General features: G+C 51.8%; 22 protein-coding genes. 18 read left to right on the top strand and 4 right to left on the bottom strand.

The features are described from left to right. Positions 1-5 precede the first annotated feature (5 nt). The 3 genes from queA to yajC all read left to right on the top strand — a co-directional run bounded on the left by queA (position 6) and on the right by yajC (position 2,618). Positions 6-1,034, top strand: coding sequence for a tRNA preQ1(34) S-adenosylmethionine ribosyltransferase-isomerase QueA (queA, locus tag M2108_RS23605; protein ID WP_277471761.1), 1,029 nt, complete (start codon positions 6-8; stop codon positions 1,032-1,034). 21 nt (positions 1,035-1,055) lie between these two features. Continuing rightward, positions 1,056-2,192, top strand: a complete 1,137-nt coding sequence (gene tgt / locus M2108_RS23600; protein ID WP_068726619.1) for a tRNA guanosine(34) transglycosylase Tgt — start codon at positions 1,056-1,058, stop codon at positions 2,190-2,192. 120 nt (positions 2,193-2,312) lie between these two features. Then, positions 2,313-2,618, top strand: a complete 306-nt coding sequence (yajC, locus tag M2108_RS23595; RefSeq protein WP_277471762.1) for a preprotein translocase subunit YajC — start codon at positions 2,313-2,315, stop codon at positions 2,616-2,618. Between the two features lie 76 nt (positions 2,619-2,694). Here yajC and M2108_RS23590 read toward each other — a convergent pair whose 3' ends face one another. Together M2108_RS23590 and M2108_RS23585 are read right to left on the bottom strand one after the other, a co-directional pair. After that, positions 2,695-3,531 (bottom strand): phosphatase PAP2 family protein, encoded by an 837-nt coding sequence (locus tag M2108_RS23590; RefSeq protein WP_277471763.1) that lies wholly within the window; start codon positions 3,529-3,531, stop codon positions 2,695-2,697. 94 nt (positions 3,532-3,625) lie between these two features. Further along, on the bottom strand, positions 3,626-4,018 hold the full coding sequence (locus M2108_RS23585; protein ID WP_277471764.1) for a TIGR04086 family membrane protein: 393 nt from the start codon (positions 4,016-4,018) through the stop codon (positions 3,626-3,628). A 272-nt stretch (positions 4,019-4,290) separates the two neighbouring features. On the opposite strand from M2108_RS23585, the gene M2108_RS23580 reads away from it, so the two are divergent. Further along, on the top strand, positions 4,291-5,085 hold the full coding sequence (locus tag M2108_RS23580) for a YetF domain-containing protein (protein WP_277471765.1): 795 nt from the start codon (positions 4,291-4,293) through the stop codon (positions 5,083-5,085). A 3-nt stretch (positions 5,086-5,088) separates the two neighbouring features. Here the strand turns inward: M2108_RS23580 and spoVB are convergent, their stop codons facing one another. Then, positions 5,089-6,690, bottom strand: coding sequence for a stage V sporulation protein B (gene spoVB, locus M2108_RS23575; protein WP_277471766.1), 1,602 nt, complete (start codon positions 6,688-6,690; stop codon positions 5,089-5,091). 215 nt (positions 6,691-6,905) lie between these two features. Between spoVB and M2108_RS23570 the strand changes: the two genes are divergently transcribed. The 6 genes from M2108_RS23570 (at position 6,906) to M2108_RS23545 (ending at position 13,749) form a co-directional block, all read left to right on the top strand. Next, entirely contained in the window at positions 6,906-7,157 is a 252-nt protein-coding gene (locus M2108_RS23570) for a post-transcriptional regulator (RefSeq protein WP_277471767.1), read from the top strand. A 220-nt stretch (positions 7,158-7,377) separates the two neighbouring features. Further along, positions 7,378-8,631 (top strand): protein translocase subunit SecD, encoded by a 1,254-nt coding sequence (gene secD / locus M2108_RS23565; protein ID WP_277471768.1) that lies wholly within the window; start codon positions 7,378-7,380, stop codon positions 8,629-8,631. Continuing rightward, positions 8,621-9,517 carry a protein translocase subunit SecF gene (gene secF, locus M2108_RS23560; protein WP_277471769.1) on the top strand — a complete coding sequence of 299 codons (897 nt, stop codon included), beginning with the start codon at positions 8,621-8,623 and terminating at the stop codon, positions 9,515-9,517. Before secD ends, secF begins: the two co-directional genes overlap by 11 nt. A gap of 124 nt (positions 9,518-9,641) precedes the next feature. Next, on the top strand, positions 9,642-10,604 hold the full coding sequence (locus M2108_RS23555; protein WP_277471770.1) for a cation diffusion facilitator family transporter: 963 nt from the start codon (positions 9,642-9,644) through the stop codon (positions 10,602-10,604). Positions 10,605-10,633: 29 nt separating this feature from the next. After that, positions 10,634-13,033 carry a single-stranded-DNA-specific exonuclease RecJ gene (recJ, locus tag M2108_RS23550; RefSeq protein ID WP_277471771.1) on the top strand — a complete coding sequence of 800 codons (2,400 nt, stop codon included), beginning with the start codon at positions 10,634-10,636 and terminating at the stop codon, positions 13,031-13,033. 197 nt (positions 13,034-13,230) lie between these two features. Then, complete coding sequence (locus tag M2108_RS23545; RefSeq protein ID WP_221802510.1) at positions 13,231-13,749, top strand: adenine phosphoribosyltransferase; 519 nt, start codon at positions 13,231-13,233, stop codon at positions 13,747-13,749. A gap of 571 nt (positions 13,750-14,320) precedes the next feature. On the opposite strand, the gene uraA is transcribed toward M2108_RS23545, so the two are convergent. After that, positions 14,321-15,625, bottom strand: coding sequence for a uracil permease (gene uraA / locus M2108_RS23540; protein WP_277471772.1), 1,305 nt, complete (start codon positions 15,623-15,625; stop codon positions 14,321-14,323). 401 nt (positions 15,626-16,026) lie between these two features. Between uraA and M2108_RS23535 the strand changes: the two genes are divergently transcribed. The 8 genes from M2108_RS23535 (at position 16,027) to M2108_RS23500 (ending at position 25,000) form a co-directional block, all read left to right on the top strand. Beyond that, complete coding sequence (locus M2108_RS23535; RefSeq protein WP_277471831.1) at positions 16,027-18,207, top strand: RelA/SpoT family protein; 2,181 nt, start codon at positions 16,027-16,029, stop codon at positions 18,205-18,207. 22 nt (positions 18,208-18,229) lie between these two features. Continuing rightward, positions 18,230-18,673: a D-aminoacyl-tRNA deacylase gene (dtd, locus tag M2108_RS23530; RefSeq protein WP_277471773.1), complete on the top strand. Its 444-nt coding sequence runs from the start codon at positions 18,230-18,232 to the stop codon at positions 18,671-18,673. 190 nt (positions 18,674-18,863) lie between these two features. Then, complete coding sequence (locus M2108_RS23525) at positions 18,864-19,043, top strand: hypothetical protein (RefSeq protein ID WP_277506291.1); 180 nt, start codon at positions 18,864-18,866, stop codon at positions 19,041-19,043. Positions 19,044-19,178: 135 nt separating this feature from the next. Continuing rightward, a complete protein-coding gene (locus M2108_RS23520; protein ID WP_221802506.1) occupies positions 19,179-19,685 on the top strand; it encodes a type 1 glutamine amidotransferase domain-containing protein in 507 nt (168 codons plus the stop codon). A 28-nt stretch (positions 19,686-19,713) separates the two neighbouring features. Further along, the gene (locus M2108_RS23515) at positions 19,714-20,163 is read left to right on the top strand and encodes a hypothetical protein (protein ID WP_277471775.1); all 450 of its coding nucleotides are present in this window, start codon (positions 19,714-19,716) and stop codon (positions 20,161-20,163) included. A gap of 931 nt (positions 20,164-21,094) precedes the next feature. Continuing rightward, positions 21,095-22,348, top strand: a complete 1,254-nt coding sequence (gene hisS / locus M2108_RS23510; protein ID WP_277471776.1) for a histidine--tRNA ligase — start codon at positions 21,095-21,097, stop codon at positions 22,346-22,348. Between the two features lie 45 nt (positions 22,349-22,393). After that, a complete protein-coding gene (gene aspS, locus M2108_RS23505; protein WP_277471777.1) occupies positions 22,394-24,172 on the top strand; it encodes an aspartate--tRNA ligase in 1,779 nt (592 codons plus the stop codon). A gap of 72 nt (positions 24,173-24,244) precedes the next feature. Beyond that, positions 24,245-25,000: a tRNA threonylcarbamoyladenosine dehydratase gene (locus tag M2108_RS23500; RefSeq protein ID WP_068726588.1), complete on the top strand. Its 756-nt coding sequence runs from the start codon at positions 24,245-24,247 to the stop codon at positions 24,998-25,000. The last annotated feature ends 117 nt before the right edge of the window (positions 25,001-25,117 follow it).

Below are 25,117 nucleotides of genomic sequence, written 5' to 3'. Positions count from 1 at the left end.
AGATTATGAATGTAGAAGACTATGACTTTCATCTGCCGGAGGAGCTGATTGCCCAGACTCCGCTGCCTGACCGCAGTGCTTCAAGACTGCTGATGGTGAACAGGGAGAACGGGCAGACTCAGCACAGGCATTTCACAGATATACTGGAGCAGTTTCAGCCGGGAGATACCCTTGTATTGAACGACACCCGGGTCATTCCGGCCAGACTGTTCGGAGTCAAGGAGGACACCGGCGCCAAAGCAGAGGTGCTGCTCCTGAAGAATCTGGGCGAAGACCGCTGGGAAGCGCTGGTGAAGCCGGGCAAGAAGCTGAAGAACGGTGCTGTAATTGTATTCAGCGATGAGCTGCGGGCTGTTATTGAAGAAGAGGCCGATATGGGCGGACGGACACTCCGCTTCATCTATAAGGGGATTTTTCAGGAAATTCTCGACAGGCTGGGTTCAATGCCGCTGCCTCCTTATATTAAGGAGACACTGGATGACCGTGAACGGTATCAGACGGTGTATGCCCGCCACGAGGGATCAGCAGCTGCACCTACGGCAGGGTTGCATTTTACGAAGGAACTGCTGGAGCAGATTGCCGCTAAAGGCGTAAATATAGCGTATATTACCCTTCATGTTGGACTGGGCACCTTCCGGCCGATGTCAGTAGATAAGGTTGAAGAGCATGTCATGCATGCCGAGTATTATATGCTGTCCCAGGAGACAGCGGACTTGCTCAATGAAGCAAGATCAAGGGGCGGACGGATTATTGCTGTCGGCACCACCTCCTGCCGGACACTTGAAACGGTCGGAAGACAGGCAGAAGGCGGACCGCTTACAGCCTGCAGCGGCTGGACGGATATTTTCATTTATCCCGGCTATCAGTTTACAGTGGTCAATGCGCTGATTACGAATTTCCACCTGCCGAAATCCACACTTGTTATGCTGGTCAGTGCTTTAGCAGGTCGTGAGCATATCCTCGCCGCTTATGAGGAGGCAATCAAAGAGCATTACCGTTTCTTCAGCTTCGGTGATGCAATGTTTATTTATTAAGCAAGAGAAAGGGTTAACTATATGGCAGCAATTACGTATGAACACATTAAGACCTGTAAGCAGTCCGGAGCCCGGCTCGGCAGAGTCCACACACCGCACGGAATCATTGAGACGCCTACCTTTATGCCGGTAGGAACACAGGCTACTGTCAAAACGATGGCCCCTGAAGAGCTCAAGCAGATGGATGCCCAGATTATTCTGAGCAACACCTATCACCTGTTTTTGCGTCCGGGCCACGATATTGTCCGCGAAGCGGGCGGACTGCATAAATTCATGAACTGGGACCGTCCGATTCTGACGGACAGCGGCGGTTTTCAGGTGTTCTCGCTCAGCGACATGCGCAAAATCACCGAGGAAGGCGTTCATTTCCGCTCTCACCTTAACGGAGACAAGAAATTCCTGTCGCCGGAAGTAGCAATGGAGGTGCAGAATGCGCTTGGTTCCGATATTATGATGGCGTTCGACGAGTGTCCGCCTTACCCGGCGGAATATGATTACGTCAAAAAATCGCTGGAGCGCACAACGCGCTGGGCGGAACGATGCCTCAAGGCTCACGCCCGCCCGGAGGATCAGGGCTTGTTCGCAATCGTGCAGGGGGGCATGTATGAAGACCTGCGCCGCCAGAGTGCCGCTGATTTGACTTCCATGGATTTCCCGGGGTATGCTATTGGGGGGCTCAGCGTCGGTGAGTCCAAGCAGATTATGTATGATGTGCTGGATTATACCGTTCCGCTCCTGCCGCAGAATAAACCGCGATATCTGATGGGCGTCGGTTCACCGGATGCGCTGCTTGAGGGGGCAATCCGCGGAGTGGACATGTTCGACTGCGTCCTGCCTACCCGTATCGCCCGCAACGGAACGACGATGACCAGCCAGGGAAGACTTGTTGTGCGCAATGCGCAGTATGCCCGTGATTTCGGGCCGCTTGATCCGGAGTGCAACTGCTATACCTGCCGGAATTATTCCCGTGCTTACTTACGTCATCTGATCAAAGCCGATGAAACCTTTGGCCTGCGTTTAACGACCTATCATAACCTGCAGTTCCTGCTGGATTTGATGCGCAAGGTGCGTGAAGCCATCAGAGAAGACCGGCTGCTTGATTTCCGCGATGAGTTTTTTGCACAATACGGATTGTATGATAATCTTAAAGGCTTCTAGTACAACTGTGTATTTACCATATGGTCTTATTGCAGCATGGACAGTTATGTTTACCATTGCAATTAAAGCGTACTAGAGAACTAGATTGTGCTTCCATGCATATTGAAAGGGGGGAGAAATATGTTTCAATTAGCATCTACAACTGGAAGCGGCAGTATTCTGGGTCTGGTAGGCCCGTTTGTGCTTATGTTCGTGGTATTCTACTTCCTGCTGATCCGTCCGCAGCAGAAGAAGACCAAGACACGTAACGCTATGCTCAAAGCGCTGAAGAAAGGCGACAAGATCGTTACGATCGGCGGCCTGCACGGAACGATTGTTGAGCTGTCCGACGATATCGTTGTTCTGCGGGTAAATGATGTAACCAAGCTGACTTTTGACCGCGGGTCAATCAGCCATGCAGTTACAATTGCGGAAGATAAAGAATAATTCCGTTTATTACGTACATAAAAGCGGCGTTCTCTCTTATGGAGGAACGCCGCTTTTTTATTGTGCAGATGAAGGATTATGAATGGGTAACCCGGCTTGGAACGGTAAGGGTTTCCTGGCCGCTGCGAAGGGTAAGCTTAGCCAGCTGGACAGCTACAGAAGTGGAGACCACGGCCAGTATAGTGCCTCCAATCATGTCGGTAAGCCAGTGAATGCCGAGATAGAAAATTCCAAATACAATCAGAGCGGCTGAAACGGTCGTAATCGCCATCCAGCGCCGGTTGCCGGAGCGGTAAGCCAGAATCGCGGTAGAAACAGAAATGGCCGTATGCAGGCTCGGGAAGCAGTTGTTCAGGCCGGAAAGCGGCCGGTATTCCTGTTCAAATCTCGGAAACACATCCAGCATCGTAAACCGGACGCCAGCCGGGGCATAGGCCCAGACCTCATTGACCGGAAAGTAGAGATAGAACGGAATCGCCACGGCATAGACCAGCATGATCGTATAGCAGGTTGCATAGAGCATGACACGGTTCTTATCCAGCAAATACACACCCAGCGAAGCGCCAAGTACAGACTGGAGCATAAAAATGTAGAAGAACACAATAACCGGTGTCAGCCAAGGTGCATAAAAGAGCTGCTGGACATGCTGGACGAAGTGCCCCTCAAGCCCGAAGATAAATGAGGTGAAGTCAGAGCCGAGATGCATTTTTTTCTCAATCTGCAGTTCATATTTATTAAAGGTTAAAACGCTGATCATACCGGCAACAATTAATAGAAACTTATAGGAGCGGAGCAGCTCCTTCCCGAGCTCTAAGAATGCTGATAAGGGATTGCGCCTGGATCCGAACCAGATTAACAGGACTACGATTACGATCGTAAACAGCACTACATGATTCATGGTTTGGTAAAGCAAAATAGTCAAAGCCTCCTCGAGCAAAAACAAATCAGATGAACCCAGTGTAACATATTTTCAATAAAAGATTTCAGGTTCTCCAAAATTATATTTTTTAGGGTTTTTGTAAATTTACGCCAAATATACCGCCGAGTGCGCCAATTGCCGCTGCTGCCAGCACCCATAAGCCGTCTATACCGGCAGGCGAGCTGTCCAGTGCAAGAAATCCGACCAGCAATACAATCACGCCGTAAAATCCCCCTGTCAGCGCGCCTTGGTACCAGCCCTTACTTGACGCTCTCCGTCCTGCGGTCAACCCTCCGAAGGCGGCGGCAATCCCGTGGACTATGTAGGTGTACATCGCGAGATCCTGTTCCTTCATTCCGCTGCCCCACAGCAAAAGCGAGAGGACGATGGCCCCCAGCAGCATCCACATAAAGGAGCGGCATAACCCCGAAAGCACAGGACTGGATATTCTCCACGAGAACAGACGCCGGATTAAATACATGATAGAACCTCCTAAAATTTTTTTAGCATACTTTCATTGATTTTGCTCCGTATAAAAATACATAGACACTGTAAAGGATGCTGTTCAGTTATTACATATTGTATGGGAGGGCTTGCCCCAATAGTACAAGTTTGGCAAAGGCAGTTCATTTACCAGTAATTTATAAGGCAGCTTCCGAATGTTCCCTTGGCAGTGAGGCCAGAATAGGGTTACATTCATCCACCCCGGCACACCGGCTGAGGGTGAGATACGGAAAGGGGAGCGGAGAGAATATGTTCCAGCATATTACTAGTCATGTCTTTCTGACCGTGCTGATGTATTTCTTCATTTTCCTGTGTATGCGGGTTATGGGGAAACGGGAGATCGGCAAGCTGTCAGTATTTGACCTGACGATTTCCATTATGATCGCGGAGATTGCCGTCTTTGTCATTGATGACATCAAGCGTCCCATCTATGACGGTATAGTTCCGATGGTAACTCTGGTTTTAATCCAGATTATTGTCGCACAGCTCAGTCTCAAAAGCAGAAAGCTGCGGCTGCTGATTGACGGCAGGCCAAGCGTGCTGATCTCAAACGGGAAGCTGAACCGGAGTGAAATGCGCAGACAGCGCTACAATATGGATGATCTGCTGCTTCAGCTGCGCGGGCAGAATATTGTCAGCCCGGCCGATGTGGAATTTGCCATTTTGGAGACGAGCGGCCAGCTGACGGTCATTGAGAAAAATAAAAATGTCTCGTCATCCAACCAGTCCGGCAACAGCAGCGATACCGCCGAGAATCAGGAACAGAGCCCGGGCGTTGGCTCAGGCAATACAGGCGAATCCGGGAAGTCAGGAAACTCGACAGGAGTAAATCTCTCCAAGAGCAAAATCAGGTATGAGGGCCTGCCGGTTCCGCTGATAATGGACGGAAAGGTACAGGATGATAATCTGGAGATGATCGGTAAAAACCGGTTCTGGCTGCGGACACAGATCCGCCAGAAGGGTGTGTCCGATTTCAGGGATGTCTTTTTATGCTCAATCGACCATACCGGCAAAATCTATGTAGACCGGCAGCGCAACCGCTAATGTCTAGCGCCGCCGTTTAAAAAAGGGTACCCGATCCAGATCCCGGACAGAGATTAGGCCGGACAGCAGGCAGATGCCCAGATACAGAGCCATACCGCTTGCGGAGGCGAACAGGAACTGCAGCCACATGGTGCCGGAGAGCGGCACGGAAGTATACACATAGGAGGTCCCGGCAGCCATGATTATCATGGCTGTAGCTGTTTTTAGCGGATCGGTGATCCGGATTGAGAATTGAATCAGCTTTACGACACTGGCCCCATGCAGCAGCGTCACCAGGATACTATTAACGATAATGGCGATAATGGCACCGTATATTCCGTACTCCGGCCGGGAGGCCAGCATGAGAATCAGCAGGATTTTAACCACTGCTCCGGCCAGTGTGTTAATGAGCGCCCGGCCGGGCCGGTCCATAGCCTGAAGGGCGGCCTGCAGCGGTGCCTGTACATACAGAAAAAGGGCGAAGGGGGCCATCAGCTTCAGCATGGGAGCGGTGTCCGCGTTGCCGTACATCAGTGTACACAGCGGTACGGCGAGCACATACATAATGGCCGCAAAGGGAGCGCCTGTAACCATAGCAAGCCTGAGAGTCTGGTGCATCCGTTTATGGATTGCCGGCAAATCGCGGCGGGCTGCCGCTTCCGACAGAGAGGGTACGAGTGAAACCGCCAGGGAAGAGCTAAGGACTCCCGGCAGCAGCAGCAGCGGAATCACCATCCCCTGGAGGGAGCCGTATTGGGCAGTGGCCGCAGCAGCCGCAATTCCGGCAAGCGCCAGACTGCGGGCAGTAATAATCGACTCCAGCAGATAAGAAAAGGAGCCGACGAGCCGGCCAGCCGTGACAGGAACGGCAATGCCGAGCATGCGGCGGAGCAGCGAACCGCCCGGCTTTTCCACTGTCTGGTTATGTTTATTTAATTGAGGCTCAGGCGCTGGACCGGGTGCCGAGCTGTCCTGTTCATCTTTTTTTACGATGAAATAGTATTGGGCCAGCAGCGCCAGCATCCCCACAATCTCCCCTACCGTTACTCCCAGCATTGCACCGGCTGCCGCATAAGCCATTCCCTTGGGCAGAAGCAGATACGAGAACCACAGCATGAAAAAGATCCGGACTACTGATTCAAGCACCGAGGAAAGCGCCGAAGGAATCATGTTCTGCCTGCCCTGGAAATATCCGCGGAATACGGCGGATACCGCCACGATCGAAATCATCGGTGTCATGCTGACAAAGGTATAATAAACCCGGCTGTCCGTCAAAATAAAGCGGGTAACCCATGAAGCGCTAAGCAGCGCTATCAGCGTAAACAGCAGGCCGAGCGCCAAGCTGAGAGTAAGTCCTGTCCGCAGAATGCGGCGTGACTGCCCGGGCTGATTGTCCCCTTCCGCCTCGGCAACCATTTTGGCAATAGCAAGCGGTAATCCCCCGGTAATAACCGTAATCAGCACGATAAAAAAAGGGTATCCGAGCTGGTATAAGCCGACGCCCTCAGCACCGATAATCCGCGGCAGTGCGATTCTGGGTATAAACCCCAGCATCCGGTTAATAATGCCTGCAGCCAGCAGAATCATCGTTCCCTGTATAAAGGTCTGTTTCCTTTGTTTCTTCAAGGGACACTCCTTCTTCCTGAAATGAAATAAATGAGACGCAGGTGAGCCGGTCCGCTGATGCTGCGGGGCTTGTATATTGATATGCTTGACCCAGGCCCATCCATGACAAGCTTTGGCTACGACATCTTTTTTGCGGGAAGAAGGATAGTCGGCCGGTAAGGTCGAATATATATCCGGTAGCCTGCTTCAGCGCAGACCTTGGGAGGTGTAACACAATGGAATCGGAACCGTGGAAGTACGAGGAGCTTAGTGATGTAATCGAAGCTATGTGCACTAGTAAAGCGGAGGAATTCCGGCTCCTGGGCTATGAATATGTAACTGGCAAGGATATCTGGGGGTGCGTTAGCAGCAAATATGCCAAGGAGGGCCAACCTCCGCTGTATAAGCTGGTAAATGATATTTATTCGCTTAAAGCTACAACGTATATGAATTACCTGATGCTCGCGGCCTACAGGGGAATTACCTGACTTGCAGGAATGAATTTCTTTTGCAAACCGCCTGGGGAAGCAGTAAAGTAAGAGAGGATAAACAGGTACTACCTATCCAAACGGAAGGCTTGCTGACCAGAGCACAGCCCGCCGTTTCTTTGTGTGATCCAAGCCCCGTCATTTTGCGCTCAATTGACGGTGATTTCGCACGTAGCTATAATAGGAATATTGAAGTAATGAAAGGGGAACTAGCAAGAGCATGAAGAGACTGTTGAGCTTTATCATTACCGTGCTCGTTTTAACCGGCGTCATGGCGTTTACTACCCCCGGTCTGCTGGACAAGGTCCGTCTGGGTCTTGACCTGAAAGGCGGCTTTGAGATTCTGTATCAGGCTTCGCCGATGGATACCGGCGGTGAACTGACCAGAGCTTCGCTGCAGCAAACCGCAAAGAGCCTGGAGAAACGCGCTAACGCACTCGGCACAAGCGAGCCGGAAGTGACAACGGAGGGAACAGACCGCATTCGTCTTAAGATTGCCGGCGTTACCGACGAGGCTGAAGTCCGCGAGAAGATGAAAGAACCTGCCGTATTGACATTCCGCAGTGCCGCCGAAGGTGATGCAGAGGGTGTATACAGCAAGATTGAGCTCGTGGGCAGTGATTTTGTTGAGAATGCTGCCGAGGTTCAGCGTAATAATCTGAACCAGCCTGAGATCAGCATCAGTATTAAGGACAAGGATAAATTCGCGGAGATCACTGAGAGGCTGCTAGGTCAACCATTGGCTATCTATCTCGATGATCGGCTGCTGGGCAACCCGCCGGTCGTTAGAGCGGTGTTGACTGACGGCAAAGCATCAATCTCCGGTAATTATACTTTAGATGAAGCACGTGAACTGGCCGATACCATTAACCTCGGCGCACTGCCGCTGAAGCTGACTGAGAAGTACTCGCAAAGCGTCGGCGCAACCCTTGGTAAACAATCTCTTGATCAGACGATCAGAGCAGGTCTTGTGGGTTCCCTGATTATTTTGATTTTCATGATTGCTATGTACCGGCTTCCCGGTGTTCTGGCCAGCTTCGCGCTGATTCTGCACACCTGGCTGCTGATTCTGGTATTTGTCGTTGCTGACTTTACCCTGACCCTTCCGGGTATCGCAGCTTTTATCCTGGGTATAGGGATGGCCGTCGATGCCAATATCATAACTAATGAACGGATACGAGAAGAAATGCGCAGTGGCAAGAGCATTATGTCCTCTGTAAAAGCGGGTAACAAAACCTCCTTCCGGACTGTTATGGACGCCAACGTGACGACCATTATCGTAGCGGCCGTTATGTTTGCATTCGGTACCGGTGCGGTTAAAGGCTTTGCCTTGATACTGATTGTAGAAATTGTACTCAGTATCGTGACCAACCTCTATTTTGCCCACTGGCTGCTTTCGGTGCTGGTCAAAGCCGGCGCCCTGAAGAAACCTAAGCAATTTGGGGTAAAGGAGAGTGACATCCGTGCGCTTTAATAAAGAGATGGATTTCGTGCATTGGAGTAAATACTTCTTTATTTTCTCTATTGTACTTACTGTACTGGGGGTAGTTTTTCTCGGGTTTCTGGGACTGAACTACAGCGTAGATTTCAGAGCGGGTTCTAACGTGGATGTATCGTTGTCCAAGAATCTTACACAGGCTGAGCTTAAGCCGGCCTTGGACAGCCTGGGAATTGCCCATGAGCCAAGCATTACCATCGGTGACCAGCGTGTAAATATCCGTTATGACGAAGAACTTGATAATGCCCAGAGTGAAGCGCTGAAGACTGCAATCAGCAAGCTCGATGATCAGGCTTCCTATGAGATCAATACGGTCGATCCGGAGATGGCGAAGGAGCTTGCGCGTAATGCGATCTACTCCGTTCTATTGTCCAGTTTAGGGATTATTATTTATGTAAGTATCCGGTTTGAATGGCGCTTTGCCCTGGCGGCAATTGTCGCACTGCTCCATGACGCCTTTATGGTGGTAGCAGTATTCTCTATCTTCCGTCTCGAAGTGGACATAACCTTCATTGTCGCGGTGCTTACGATAATCGGTTATTCCATTAATGATACAATCGTTATCTTTGACCGGATCCGTGAGAACCTGCGCTTTGGGAAACAGAAAACCTATGAGGACCTTAAGGCTCTGGTCAACAAGAGTATATCCCAGACGCTTATGCGTTCCCTTTACACAGCATTTACGGTATTTATTGCCGCGTTCTTCCTGCTTGTAATGGGCGGCGAATCCATTAAAATGTTCTCGCTGGCTATGGTTATCGGGCTGCTCTTCGGAGCCTATTCCTCCATCTTTATCGCAAGCCCACTCTGGCTGCTGCTCAAAAAGCGCCAGAAGCCTGCCGTGAAGAACAATCCGGCCTAAGTCACAGCTCTATTGCCTGAAAAGCCGCGTCAACGACGACGCGGCTTTTCGGAATCTTTGGAACTGGCTGACAGGCGTATGCTGCAACATGAGATTACTTGCTACCAGGTAAGGAGGGCTCGTTATGAATGACAAACAATCACCGCAAAGTGAGACGGTTGCCTGGAACGGGATCGTCAGTGATGCTGTACTGGCTCTGGCTAAAGGCAGTATCGGTTATTTCACGGGCAGCAAGGCATTGCTGGGCGATGCCTTATATTCCGGAGCGGACGCGGCAGCAAGGCTGGCAGAAGCTCTCCCATGGCGTTCAGAACAGGCGAAGAAGCCTAAATCCGCCGGCCGGGCAGGGAACGGTAAAAGCAGTAAGGAACCTATTATTACCATGCTTTTCTCTGCGCTGATTCTGATGGCCGGACTGCAGATCGCTTTTTCAGCCATCCGGGATTTAACCAGAGGACATTTATCGACAGTTCCGCCTGCTGCACTTGTTACGGTTCTTATTTCAATTATAGTGAAAGAGGGCATTTTTCAGTATCAATACCGTTACTTCAAAAAAATTGGCGACGGCAGCCATGCCGCATATGCGGACAGTCACCGGTTCAGCCTGTATAGCTCGATAGCTGCTTTAATCGGAATAACGTTGTCTATGGTCGGGGGATATATCGGCTGGAGTCCGCTGTTCTACATGGACCCGGTAGCAGCCCTGCTGACAAGCTGCCTGATTCTGCGTAAAGGCTATACGATGATTACCGCTTCGGTCTACGGCAAAACAAGCCAGGAGCTGCCTTCGGCGGAAGCCGCCAATTTCATTGAAACCGTCGGGCGGGTACACGGAGTCATCCGCGTCGAGCATCTTCAGGCGGTAGAACAAGGCCGGTATGTGAATCTCCAGGTCAAAATCAGCGTAAATCCGCGGATCACAGTGATGGAAGCCCAGGATATCTCGGAATGTGCCAGAAAGCTGTTACAGCACCGTTTTGTCCATGTCGGTGAGGTTCATATGGATGTTGTGCCGTACGATCCGGGTTATCCCTACAAAACCAATCACCAGCTTGCGGACAATGATATTCCGACGCTGCTACAGTAGGCCGCATGGCGAGAGAAAGGTGAGCTCAATTGCTTCATTCAAAAACAAGATGGCAATCTCCGGCAGCCGATCCCGATAAAGTGCGGGAAATGGCCCGGAGCCTTTCTGTTTCTCCGCTCCTGTCCTCCTTGCTTGTGGCCAGAGGGTTTACTGACCCGGACGAAGCATTGTTGTTCATGGACGGTGGGGCGGATGACAGCCATGATCCATTCCTGCTCAAAGGAATGGCCGAGGCTGTGCCGCGGATCAGAAAGGCACTGCAAGAAGAAGAACATATTCTGGTATACGGCGATTATGATGCTGACGGCGTATCCAGCACATCGCTGATGATCTATCTGCTGCGCTATCTGGGCGCTTCCTTTGACATCTATATCCCGCACCGCTCCAATGAAGGCTACGGGCTGCATAATCATGCGCTGGACTGGGCGGTCCAGCAGGGTGTTTCACTTGTCATTACAGTAGATACCGGTATCAGCGCCGTGCATCAGATTGCGTACGCGGCTGAGCTGGGAATTGATTTTATTGTGACGGATCATCACGAACCGCCGGAGCTTTTGCCGGAAGCGTTTGCTTTGATTAACCCCAAGCTGCCGGGCTGTCCTTATCCGTTTAAAGGGCTGGCTGGAGTAGGAGTGGCTTACAAGCTTGCTGAAGCGCTGCTTGACGGAAAGGTGCCTGAGGAGTGGAGTGAAATTGCGGCGATCGGCACGGTGGCGGATCTGATGCCGCTGCTGGGCGAGAACCGCAGCCTGGTCCGCAAAGGGCTTGCCAGCATGCGGAAATCCCCGTTTCCCGGAGTACGTGCGCTGCTCGAGGTCAGCGGTATAACGATGAATACAGTTAGTGCAGTCAATATAGCATTCGGTGTAGCTCCGCGGATCAACGCCAGCGGCCGTCTCGATCATGCAGGCAGGGCGGTTGCCCTGCTGACTACTGCAGATAGCGATGAAGCCGGACAGCTGGCCAGCGAGCTTGATCTGCTTAACAAGGAACGGCAGATGGTCGTTGAACGCATTGTGGGTGAAGCTACTGATATGCTTATCCGGCAGATCGGAGACGGACAGCCGCCGGATATTATCGTGCTGGCCGATCAGGGCTGGAATGTCGGGGTTGTCGGGATCGTCGCCTCCAAGCTGCTTGAACGGTTTTACCGTCCGGTCATTATCCTTGATATTCACCCAGAGACCGGCATGTGTAAGGGCTCAGCCCGCTCAATTCCGGGTCTGGATATTTACGAGGCGCTTACCTCCTGCGCCGGATTAATGGACCATTACGGCGGCCATCCGGCTGCTGCCGGAATGAGCCTGCACCGCGACAATCTGGATGCTTTTGCCGCTAGCCTGAATGAATATGCCGCAGCGGTGCTTACACCGGAGCATCTGATCCCGGTAACCGCTGCAGACGGGGAAATCCCGATTGCCGATTTGACGCTGCAGGCTGCGCTTGAACTGGACCGGCTGGCGCCCTTCGGCATGTCCAATCCGCTGCCCAAATTCATTGTGCGCGGAGCGGCTGTGAAGGAGACCCGCAAGATGGGCCAGGAAGGCAAGCACCTGAAGCTTGTCCTGCAGCAGGGCCGGCATACCATCGAGGCTGTAGCCTTCGGCAAAGGCGAATTGGCTGATCTGCTGCCCGGCGGAACTGTGATTGACGTCCTGGCCGAGCTGTCGGTCAATGAGTGGAACGGCTCCCGTAAGCCGCAGCTGATGCTGCAGGATCTTGCCGTGCCGGAGGCGCAGCTGTTTGATCTGCGGGGAACAGCTGATGCCGTACGGCAGGCTGCCCGCCTCAAAGAGGTGCTGCAGCCGTACAGCGGCAGCACGCCTTTTACAGCCGCGGCAGTTTTTCAGAACAGCCGCCTCTCGCCGCTCAGCGAACTGAAGGGCATGTCGCTGTGGGTCTATGATGAAGCAGGCGGGATTAACGCCCTTCATCATGGACAAGCTGAGCGAGACGGGAAAGTGTCGCTGCTGTGTCTGCTAGACATGCCGGAAACACCGGAGCAGCTGGATGCCCTGCTTGCCGCTTTCCCTCAGGCCGAGAATATTGCCCTGCTTCACGCCCGGCGTGACGGGCGTGACCGTCTGCAGGTCCCGACACGCGATCATTTTAAGGTATTATATAAATTGCTGGCTTCTATTGCCGCTACAGCAGTACCCGAGCATGAGGTGCTGCTGCGGCTTAGCCGCCAGTCTTCGCTGAGTGTAAGGATGCTGGGACGGATGCTGGATGTGTTCGAGGAGCTTGATTTTATCGAACGTACCGGGGGAATGATCTCCTTCGTGTCCCAGCCGGCAGCCACAAACCTGTCCGCTTCGCGCCATTTTGTCCGTTTAGGACAGACTGCCGAGATGGAGCAGTATTTCATGGAAAGCAGCCCCCGCGAGCTGGAGAACTGGATGCAGGCCCGCCGCCAGGGTGTGTCGTAGCTTCCGAAGTAAGTTTTGCACGAGGCAATTTAAGTGGGCCGATGCTCACAAAACTAAGCAGATGCTTCCGAAGCGAGTTTGTTCGAAGCGAATCGGTGAGGTAATCCTCACAAACTAAGCAGATGCTTCCGAAGTAAGTTTTGCACGAAGCAATTAATGTGGGCCGATGCTCACAAAACTTTCAGGAGATGATACTATTGGATTTCAAAAACAATATTCGCGTAATTGAAGATTTTCCGCAGCAGGGAATCAGCTTTAAAGATATTACTACTTTGCTTAAGGACGGGGAAGCTTACCGCGCAGCGATTGACGAGCTTAAAGCGCTGGTATCCCATCTGAACATTGATGTCATTGCCGGACCGGAAGCGCGCGGCTTTGTAGTTGGCGCTCCACTGGCTTACGCGCTGGGAGTCGGCTTTGTTCCTATCCGTAAAAGCGGCAAGCTCCCTTACGAAACGATCGAAGTTGGCTATGACCTGGAATACGGTAAAGACACACTTGCTGTTCACACCGATGCCATCAAGCCGGGGCAAAATGTGCTGATTGCTGATGACCTGCTGGCAACTGGCGGAACTATCGCTACCTCTGTCAGCCTGGTGGAACAGCTCGGTGGCAAGGTTGTCGGAGCAGCATTCCTGATTGAGCTGGTACAGCTGGCCGGCCGCAACAAGCTTTCGGACATCGAAGTTGTATCCCTGCTGACTTACGAAGACTAAACGAATTGAGAAATACTCCCGTTGAGCTTTTCCCGGGAAATAAAAAGTGGACCGTTGTCTAATTTCGACTGCCGTCCACTTTTTTGCTATTTTATGGATGTCTTCACTGGTTCATCTATAACAGGCTCTGTACCAGGTAATGCGCACAGGAGGGAATATAAATAAAATAAATTAGCTGAAAAATGGATGTTCGCTGATGAGCAGTTGTGTAATCGGGTTGAACTTAGGAGAAACCAATTAGTGCGTCTGTATAGAGTCCGAATGGGTGAATAAAGTTGGAATAAAGGGAAAAATCCCATTAAATGTGCCAATAGAGAGACCGAATGATCTAAATAAAGGGATAATTCCCATTAAATGTGCCTGCAGTGAGGTGGAAAGACTGAAATAAAGGGATAATTCCCATTAAATGTGCCACAGCGAGGCGGAATAACTCAAATGAAAGGTTAATCCCTGTTAAATAATCTCATTCCTTCCCTGTAAAGCAACAAGAGCCGCCCCGGCAGCTGTGTAATCAGCATTAGGGACAGCTCTTGTTTATTCTTATGGTTAGCATTTATGCCAAGGCAAGGACTTAATGTGCAGATTTCTCCGAATCCTGTTCATTGGACAAGCCCAGGACTTCAATCAGCTTGAAGAACAGGGACAGCACGATACCAACAATAGTAGCCAGTGCCATACCTTTGAGCTGTACGCCTGCGATGTTAAGCGAGATACCGCTGATGCCGACAACAAGCACCAGAGTGGCCAGGATCATGTTGCTTGCTTTGGAGAAATCCACCTTTTGTTCTACAAAAATACGCAGACCCGATGCGGCAATAACGCCGAACAGCAGCAGTGATACACCGCCCATTACCGGCTGCGGGATATTCGCAATAATAGAAGAGAAGGTACCGGAGAACGAGAGCAGAATAGCGATTATAGCCGCTCCGCCGATTACAAATACCGAATATACCTTGGTCAAGGCCATAACGCCGATGTTTTCACCGTAAGTGGTGTTAGGTGTGGAACCTACAAAACCGGAAAGAACGGTGGATATCCCGTTACCGAAGAGGGAACGGTCAAGTCCGGGATCCTTGGTCAGATCTTTGCCGACAATGTTGCTGGTAACCAGCAGATGGCCGATATGCTCAACAATAACAACCAGCGATACAGGAATAATGGTCAAAATAACCTGCAAATCAAAGGACGGAGTAGTGATTGTCGGATGGGATAGGAAATTAGCGTCGGCAATAGCTCCGGTATTTACTTGTCCCATAATGTAGGCCAGCACATAACCGGTAACGATACCGATGAGGATATGAATGATTTTGGGGAAGCCGCGGAACATAACGGAACCAATAACGGTGACTCCCAGCGTGACTAATGACAGCGTGATGGCTTTACCGTCCGGAGTCCAGTCCGTAACGCCTTCAGGAGCAATCAGCCCGGACATGCGTGCGGCAACAGGTACAAGCTCAAGCCCTATCGTTGCAACGATAGCACCCATGGCAGCGGGAGGGAATACTACATCAATCCAGCCGGTTCCGGCATAACGGACGATTAATGCGACAAGAATAAAGATAACACCGGTAACAATAAACGCTCCCAGTGCAAGCGAATATCCATGCTGATGATCTCCCTCATGTTTACCAAGCACACTCAGCACCGGTGAAATAAAAGCGAAGCTTGACCCAAGGTAGGCCGGGATTTTGCCGCGGCAGATCAGAATATAGAGCAATGTGCCGATACCGTTCATCAGCAGGATCATGCCGGGATCTACCCCGAACAGGTTAGGGACGAGCACGGTGCTGCCGAACATGGCGAACAGATGCTGCAGACTCAGCAGAAAGCCTGGGCCCCACGGGAGTTTCTCGTTAACTTGAATTTCGCGTTGCAATGGAGTTCACTTCTCTTTCTCTATGTAGTATTGTCTTAACCTGGCGAAAACCGCCTTTACTAGATTAAATAGTACGACGCCGTTTGACAACAACATTTTTGGAAAAAGTAAGACTTTATTTGTTTTTGTCATAAATTATTCTTCTATTCCCTGCAGGAACAGCTGAATGCCAGACAATGGGAAGTGTTGACGTAATGCATCCTAAGCGTCATAATTATAAACAACTTTAAACTGCGTGTAGTGCAGCTCAAAGGAGCTGAAGGCCTGCAAATTGGGTTTCACTTGCGGGTTTATTTTATTATGCAGGATTCGGAATTTATCTAAACGCATGGATATAACAACATTTTCGAGAAACTCCTGTCATGGAGTTTTCTTATAGAAAGGAAACGGATACGACGAGAATGGGCATAGAGCAATTAGTTGAAAAGGCCGGCGCCTATATAAAAGAAAAAGATCTTCTCCGCATCCGTGAAGCGTATGAGTTTGCCGACCAGGCTCATCACGGCCAGGTACGCAAATCGGGGGAGCCCTATATCCTGCATCCGCTGGCGGTTGCAGATATTGTCGTCAATATGCAGATGGACGTTATTTCCATTATTGCAGCACTTCTGCATGATGTCGTTGAAGATACAACGGTGTCGCTGGAGCAGATCCGCGAGAAGTTCGGCGATACCTGTGCCATGCTCGTGGATGGTCTGACCAAGCTGGAACGCATCCGCTTCCGCTCCAAGGAAGAGCAGCAGAACGAGAACTACCGCAAAATGTTTATCGCCATGGCTCAGGATATCCGGGTCATTGTGATCAAGCTGGCGGACCGGCTGCACAATATGCGGACGCTCAAGTATCAGTCTGAGGAGAGCCAGCGGCGGATTTCTTATGAGACGCTGGAGATTTTTTGTCCGATAGCCGACCGTTTGGGTATTTCGGCGATTAAATGGGAGATGGAGGATATTGCCCTCCGTTACCTGAACCCTCAGCAATACTACCGTATTGCGAACCTGATGCATAAGAAGCGGGCAGAGCGTGAGCAGTTCATCGACAGCGTTATCGGCCGCATCCGCGCCAAGCTTGATGAAATGGGGATCGAAGGAGATTTGTCCGGACGACCCAAGCATATATACAGCGTCTATAACAAAATGAGCACTAAAAACAAGCAGTTCAATGAGATTTACGATCTGCTGGCCATCCGGATTATTGTTGATAATATTAAGGACTGTTACGCTACTTTAGGGATTATTCATACTCTTTGGAAGCCGATGCCCGGCCGGTTCAAGGATTATATCGCCATGCCCAAAGCGAACATGTACCAGTCCCTGCATACAACCGTGGTAGGTCCCGGCGGAGAGCCGACTGAAGTGCAGATCCGTACCTGGGAAATGCACCGGACGGCGGAATTCGGGATTGCCGCACACTGGGCATATAAAGAAGGCACAAGCAACAGCGGAAATCCGGAGAACCGCATGCCGTTTTTCCGGGAAATTCTGGAGCTGCAGCATGAAGCCAAGGATGCCGAGGAGTTTGTGGAATCGCTTAAGATGGATTTTTTCTCTGACCTTGTATTTGTTTTTACGCCAAAAGGCGAAGTAGTGGAGCTGCCGGCGGGTTCGGTTCCGCTGGATTTTGCTTTCCGGATTCATACAGAGGTTGGTAACCGGACCATCGGCTCCAAAGTGAACGGACGGATTGTGCCGCTCGATCATAAGCTGAAGACCGGAGATATAGTAGAGATCCTCACTTCCAAGAATTCTTACGGCCCGAGCCGCGACTGGCTGAAGATTGCCCAATCTTCCCACGCGCGCAGCAAGATCAAGCAGTGGTTCAAGAAAGAGAAGCGCGAAGAAAATGTCGAAAAAGGCCGGGAAGCTGTCGAACGCGAGCTGAAGCGGCTCAACATGGAGGTTTCCGATTTCCTGACCGAGGATAAGCTGAACGATGTGGCCAAGAAGTTCGCCTTCGGCGACGTTGAAGATATGCTCTCCGCAGTCGGATTCGGAGGGATTACCGCCTCGCAGATCGCGAATAAGCTGACCGAGAAGCTCCGCAGGGAGCAGGAGGAAGCTGCCAATCATCTGGAATTGTCTACCGAGATGAAGGAGATCAAATCCAGCGGCGGCAACCGCAACCAGCCTACCAACGGTGTGCGTGTCAAAGGCATCGATAACCTCCTGGTCCGCTTCGCACGATGTTGCAACCCCGTACCGGGCGACGATATTGTCGGATATGTAACCCGCGGGCGCGGCGTGTCTGTGCACCGTGAGGACTGTCCGAATATTCCGACCGACGGTGACGGGGAAGAATCAGCACGGGTAATTGAAGTGGAGTGGGAAGGCAGCATGGAGGCCAACTACAGCGTTGATATCGAGATTACAGGCCATGACCGCAACGGTCTGCTTAATGAAGTGCTGCAGGCGGTGTCCGAGAGCAAGACGAACATTTCAGCAGTCACAGGGCGCTCCGACAAGAACAAGATGGCGATGATTCATATGACGATCCTCATCCGCAATACGGATCATCTGCAGTCGGTTGTCGACCGGGTGAAGCGTGTGAAGGATGTATATACGGTTAACCGGATTATGCAATAGGGCAAGGAGCTGAAAGACTAAGATGAGAGCAGTCGTACAGCGCTGCAAGGAAGCGAAGGTTACGGTCGAAGGGTCGGTAACGGGAGCCATTAAGGAAGGCTTGATGCTGCTGATCGGTGTGACGCACGGGGATACGGAGAAGGATGCCAAATACCTGGCTGACAAAATAGCCGGACTGCGCATCTTCGAGGATGAAGCCGGTAAAATGAACTATAGTGTTACGGATACGGGCGGAGCGATTTTGTCCGTATCGCAGTTTACGCTATACGGGGACTGCCGCAAGGGACGGCGCCCGAACTTCATGGCTGCAGCAGCTCCGGCCGAGGCCCAGCAGCTCTATGATTACTTTAATCAGGAGCTGAGAGCCGGCGGACTTCAGGTGGAGACCGGCGTGTTCGGGGCCATGATGGACGTCTCTTTTACCAACTGGGGGCCGGTCACGCTCATCCTGGACAGCCGGGACTAGAAACCGCAGACCATACAAATATTCAGTGCCGCAGGTTATTCCGTATAGGAGCAGCCTGCGGCTTTTTTTGTTACGGCAACATTTATAGGTCTTCGGGGACAGGGAGGTTGCTCTTACGCTAGGCCGGTCTCCAGCGTCTGCACGGGGATAGAGCCAGCTTGTCCAGGATAAACTAGGGAGGATTGAAATTTTGTCAGGGGCAGGTAATCCGAAGATGAGATATTCTCCAAAAGCATGGGCATGGACCAGCGTTCCGGTCTACAGGGCAGGCAGTGCTGCGGAAGCGGCGGCGGCAGCGAAAGAGGCAGGGCAGCAGGAAGATCCTGCGCTCATTAAGGGCAGAAGCCGGGGGCTGCTGCCGCGTACCTGAGAGTTGCATGGCGTATAAGCTGCAGGGATAAAATCCGCCAAGTTTTGGCCTGGAGCAGCTTTGTGTCGTTAGAAAGCCGGATAATGCGGGTAATAAGAAAGCGAGAACAAATTAGCGGAGAGGAGAACTTATCCAATGAGTAAAGTAGCATTTCTGCTCGCCAGCGGTTTTGAAGATTCCGAAATGAAAGTACCTTACGATGAAGTTATACAAGCAGGGCATCAGGCTGAAATTATAGGTCTGAAAAAGAATGAAACGCTTCTGGGCAAAAAGGGAAACGTTTCCTATGCTACCGATAAAGCAATCAGCGAGGTAAAGGCCGGTGACTATGACGCAATCGTGATTCCAGGCGGTTCGTCACCCGAAAATCTGCGGCTGGATGAAGACATTCTTGCTTTTGTGAAGGAAGCCGATGCTTCCGGTACTCCAATTGCATCTATCTGCCATGGACCGCAGATTCTGATCAGTGCAGACCTGCTTCAAGGACGCACCATCACCTCCTACCCGCCGCTCAAGGATGATGTCGTTAACGCCGGAGCGGAGTTTAAGGATGAAGAGGTCGTCGTTGACGGCAATTATATAACATCGCGCACGCCGAAGGATGAACCTGCCTTTGTGCGCGAGCTGCTTAAGGTCCTGTAATCAACCAATATTGAAGGAGGGAACAATCATGACTAGAAGAATTCAGGCTTATTTCAGAACGGAAAGTGAAGCGGAAGGCGCGAAAACGGCATTGATTCCATATAGTGTGGAGGCGCTGGAAATTTCTCCGCTGACAGATCCCCTGGATTCCGGCAGGGACCGCAGACCGAATCTTCTTTTGCCGCTAGTTCCGTACAACAATTCAGTGATTACCGGCGGGACAATGGGCGTGGCAGGAACAGCGGGAGCCTTGAGCGGAGCTGCGGTGGTTCCGGCGGTAGTCGACAACGATGATGAAGGGCTGAGACGCGCCGATGTTGACGCAGACAATGATATTCTGCGTGATACCCATGTCAACGATGATGTCGACTTGAGTGATGTGCATATTGTAATGTCCCTGAAAACTACAGAGGAGCATTATAATGAGGTTGTAGAGACATTGCGCGGCAAGCATGCTTATGTAGAGGTTTTTGAATAATATTAGTATGACTCTAGCTGTTCACCAGAACGCAGTCTACAGGCAGCCCCGGCCGGTCCTCATGGACCCGCCGGGGCTGCCTTGTGCAGCAGAGCAAAAATTCACTGGACAGCTCGGGCAGCGTAGTGTAAAGTATGTTTGTGCTAAGGCGGACAGAGAATGTCCCAGCAAATAAAACGCTTTCTTTTCTGTAATATAACTGTAATACTGCATTCATGAATCCTTAATATAGGGTGTTTATAATAGAAGCATGACCCCCTTTTTTATAATATATGATTATGGACCTGCAGCAATTATCTGCAGGTCACTTTTTTTATGTGCACCCAATCTGCAATATTTGCACGGGAATTTCATTTCCTTCCTTGACTTTAGCGCAGTGGTTCAGTAGAATCTAACAATATACGAAATGTTTATAATGCTTTGATGACGGGACCAAGTAATCCGAGATCCATGACCCCAGAGAGGAATCCCCGCAGAACCGGCTATTGCCCTTCATTAGGAGCCATATCCGTTCGGCACGGCTGTAAGGATTCTGTTGATGACCGGATGAATGACTTCCCCGAGAACGCACGGCGAACGCGAGGCAGCTTACCTGCCTGGGGTCAGTAGCCGCTGCGCGTAGGCGGGCGTTAACCGCTTTGAGCGGATTCAGTTTAGGTGAATGAGTCCGGAATGTGGGTGGTACCACGGGTGAATAATCGTTTATGATAATCCCTCGTCCCTGTTTGTTACAAACAGAGGCGAGGGATTTTTTGCTTTTTTGTGAAAGATCAGAACGTATAAGTCTAAGGACTTATACAGGTCTGATCTTTCAAGCAGAAACGGTTGCCGCCTTCCCTGAAGGACGGCAAAGCCGTTTCTGCTTGAAATTGTGCAAGCTAAGGTACAAGCAAGGTTAGGCAAGAGGGGTTATTTTCAGGAGGGATAGGCTGTGGCTAAAGAAAGATTCGAGAAACCTACAGGTACGCAGGATGTGCTTCCAGGTGCCGTAGAGAAATGGCAGTACGTTGAAGGCAAGGCCAGAGACCTCTGCCGCCGGTTCAATTACCGGGAGATCCGCACACCGATGTTTGAGCACACCGGGCTGTTCGAGCGGGGCGTCGGTGAAACAACGGATATTGTGGAGGGCGAAATGTACACCTTCAAGGACAAAGGCGACCGTGACCTGGCGCTCCGTCCGGAAGGAACAGCTGGGGTTGTGCGTGCTTATGTGCAGAACAAGCTGTACGGCGAGCCGGATGTCAGCAAGCTGTATTACATCGGTCCGATGTTCCGTTATGAACGTCCGCAGGCGGGAAGATACCGCCAGTTCCACCAGTTTGGCATTGAGGCGTTCGGTGCAGTAGATCCGGCGATTGATGCTGAGGTGATCTCGCTGGGATATCAGTTCTACAAAGATCTCGGCCTCAAGGAAGTCCGGGTTGAGCTGAACTCCGTGGGCAATGCGCCAAGCCGCGCCGCTTACCGCGAGAAGCTACTGAATTTCCTGAGACCGATGCGCGATACGCTGTGCAGTGACTGCCAGCGCCGTATGGAACGTAATCCGCTGCGGGTGCTCGACTGCAAGGTTGATCAGGATAAGTTCGGCGGTGCGCCGTCCATTCTGGACAGTCTGGATGAAGAATGTACGACCCATTTCCAAAAGGTCAAGCAGCATCTTGATACCATGGGCGTTGAGTACAGCATCAATCCCCGTCTGGTCCGCGGATTGGATTATTACACGCATACTGCGTTTGAGTATAAAGCAGCCGGTATCGGCTCCATCGATACCGTCGGCGGCGGCGGCCGCTATAACGGGCTGGTAGAGGAGATCGGCGGACCGGATCAGCCGGGCATCGGCTTCGGAATCGGGCTGGAGCGGATCCTGCTGATTCTTGAAAGCCAGGGCGTGGAGCTGGAAGCAGTGAAACCGCTGGATGTGTATTTCGTGGCGCTGGGAGAGGCTGCAGATCAGGAAATTACGAAGCAGCTGTTCCTGCTGCGCAGCCGGGGCTTCTCTGCAGAACGCGACTATCTCGGCCGCAAAATGAAGGCGCAGATGAAGTCGGCCGACCGCATGTCAGCGCGGTATACGGCGATTCTTGGCGAAGATGAGTTGAACAACGGGGTGATTGCCCTGAAATCAATGGAGACCGGTGAGCAGAAGACGGTCAAGCTGGAAGAGCTGGCGCAGGCGCTGGTCTAAAGACCGGCTAACACGTATTTTAACCATGAAAGGGTAGGATAAATTATGAGTAGAAGTCATCATTGCGGACAATTAACGCCGGAACAGATCGGCCAGACTGTAACACTGAACGGTTGGGTGCAGACGCGCCGTGACCTTGGAGGCGTCCTGTTCATTGACCTGCGCGACCGTACAGGTATTGTACAAATCGTGTTCAACCCGGATTATTCCGGTGAAGCACTGCAGATTGCCGATAAGGTGCGCAGTGAATACGTACTCTCCGTTACGGGTAAAGTGGTTAAGAGAGCTGAAGAAACGGTTAACCGCAACCTGCCTACAGGCGAGATTGAAGTGCAAATTACAGAAATTGAAGTGCTGAATGCCGCCAAAACCCCTCCATTCTTTATCGAAGACGGTGTGGAAGTGGATGAGTCCCTGCGGATGAAATACCGTTACCTCGACCTGCGCCGTCCTGAGATGCACAAGACGCTGCTGCTGCGCTCGAAAGCGGCGAAGATTTTCCGCGACTTCCTTGACGGTGAAGGCTTCATTGATGTTGAAACTCCGATCCTGACCAAAAGCTCGCCTGAGGGCGCACGTGATTATCTGGTGCCTAGCCGGGTGCATGAAGGTGAATTCTTTGCACTGCCGCAGTCGCCGCAGATTTACAAGCAGCTGCTGATGGTCGGCGGCATCGAACGTTACTACCAGATCGCCCGCTGCTTCCGTGACGAGGATCTGCGCGCTGACCGCCAGCCGGAATTCACCCAGGTCGACATCGAGACCTCTTTCCTGCCGCAGGATGAGCTGCTCGGCATGATGGAAACCTTGATGCAGCGCCTGCTGAAAGAAACGGTGGGAGTTGAGGTTGCCGTTCCGTTCCAGCGCCTGACCTACGCCGAAGCCATCGGCAAATACGGCTCCGATAAGCCGGACCTGCGCTTTGGTCTTGAGCTTGTTGAAATGAACGACATCGTTGCCAGCAGCGGCGTGAAGGTATTTGCTTCCGTGATCGAAAAAGGCGGAGAAGTGAAGTGCCTTAACGCCAAAGGCTGCGGTACATGGACCCGTAAGGAAATCGACGATCTCGGACCTTATGCTGCCCGTTACGGTGCGAAGGGCCTGGCCTGGATTCAGGTGAAGGACGGAGAATTTAAGGGCCCGATTGTCAAATTCTTCACCGAAGAAGAAATTGCTGCTGTAAAAGAACGTACCGGCGCTGAAGAAGGCGACCTTCTGCTCTTCTCCGCTGACAACAAAAAAGTGGTTGCTGATGTACTGGGTGCCCTGCGTCTGAAGATCGGCCGCCAGCTCGGCCTGATTGATGACAGTGTGTTCAAATTCGCCTGGGTTACCGAATTCCCGCTGCTCAGCTATGACGAAGACCAGAAGCGTTATGTGGCCGAGCATCATCCGTTCACCCGTCCAATGGACGAAGATCTGCACCTGTTCGATACGGACCCGGGCAAGATCCGCGCGCAGGCTTACGATATCGTACTTAACGGCTATGAAGTGGGCGGCGGCTCCCAGCGTATCTACAAACGCGATGTACAGGAGAAGATGTTCGAAGCCCTGGGCTTCACACCTGAAGTGGCTTATGAGAAGTTCGGCTATCTGATGGATGCCTTCGAATACGGCACGCCTCCGCACGGCGGAATTGCCTTCGGCTTTGACCGTCTGGTTATGCTGCTGGCCGGACGCACGAATCTGCGTGAAACGATTGCCTTCCCGAAAACGGCAAGTGCAACCGACCTGCTGATGGATGCACCGTCCCCGGTAGATGCGGCACAGCTGGAACAGCTCCATATCAAGCTGGCGCCAAAGCCGGAAAAAGTGAAAAACTAACTAAACCACATGCCTGCGGAGCGTCTCAATGGACGTCTCCCCAGGCCGCATAATAAAGGAGGCGTGAACCTTATGCTGCATCAGTTCTCGCGTACAGAGCTGGCCATCGGGCCGGAGGGTCTGGAAATTCTGAAGAACAGCACCGTAGCGGTGCTGGGAATCGGCGGCGTCGGAGCGATGTCTGTTGAAGCGCTGGCCCGCATGGGTGTCGGCCGGATTATCCTGATCGACAAGGATGCGGTGGATATCACCAATATCAACCGCCAGATTCATGCGCTCACAACCACAATCGGCCAGAAAAAGGCTGATCTGATGGTGGAGCGCGTCAAGCTGATCAACCCGGAGATCGAAGCGATCGCCCTGAACATGTTCTATACAGAGGAAACGTATGAGGAGCTGTTCAAGCTTAAGCCGGATTTTGTCATTGATGCATCCGATACGATTATTTACAAAATCCATCTGATCAAGGAATGCCTGTCCAGAGGAATCCCGATGGTATCCAGCATGGGCGCAGCCAACAAGATGGACCCGACGCGCTTTAAGGTGGCCGACATCTCCAAAACGGAGATGGACCCGATTGCCCGTGTAATCCGTCAAAAGCTGCGCAAGGACGGCATCAAAAAAGGCGTTAAGGTTGTCTTCTCGACTGAAGTTCCGGTGAAGCCGCGTGTGGATGTAACGGAACAGATTGTTCCTGCCGATGCGCCGGACCGGCGCAAGGCCAAGCAGCCGCCGGCGAGCAATTCGTTCGTACCGCCGGTTGTCGGTCTGATTATGGTAAGTGTTGCAGTTGATGATCTGCTGAAAGCCGGCGGCGCAAGCGTATAAAACCGGCCGCGGCAACAAATAAATGAATGGTGGACGAAGGGCGTAAGCAGCCGGATAGCCGGCTGCACGCCCTTTTATTGCGGTTTGCCGGTTATGATTCGTACAAACCTGGAAATA

Origin of the sequence: Paenibacillus sp. PastM-3, assembly GCF_029893965.1 — a bacterium.
In the GTDB taxonomy this organism is placed as follows: domain Bacteria; phylum Bacillota; class Bacilli; order Paenibacillales; family Paenibacillaceae; genus Paenibacillus_AQ.
The sequence above is the reverse complement of the archived record's forward strand: the minus strand, read 5'-3'. Positions and strand labels throughout refer to the sequence as shown.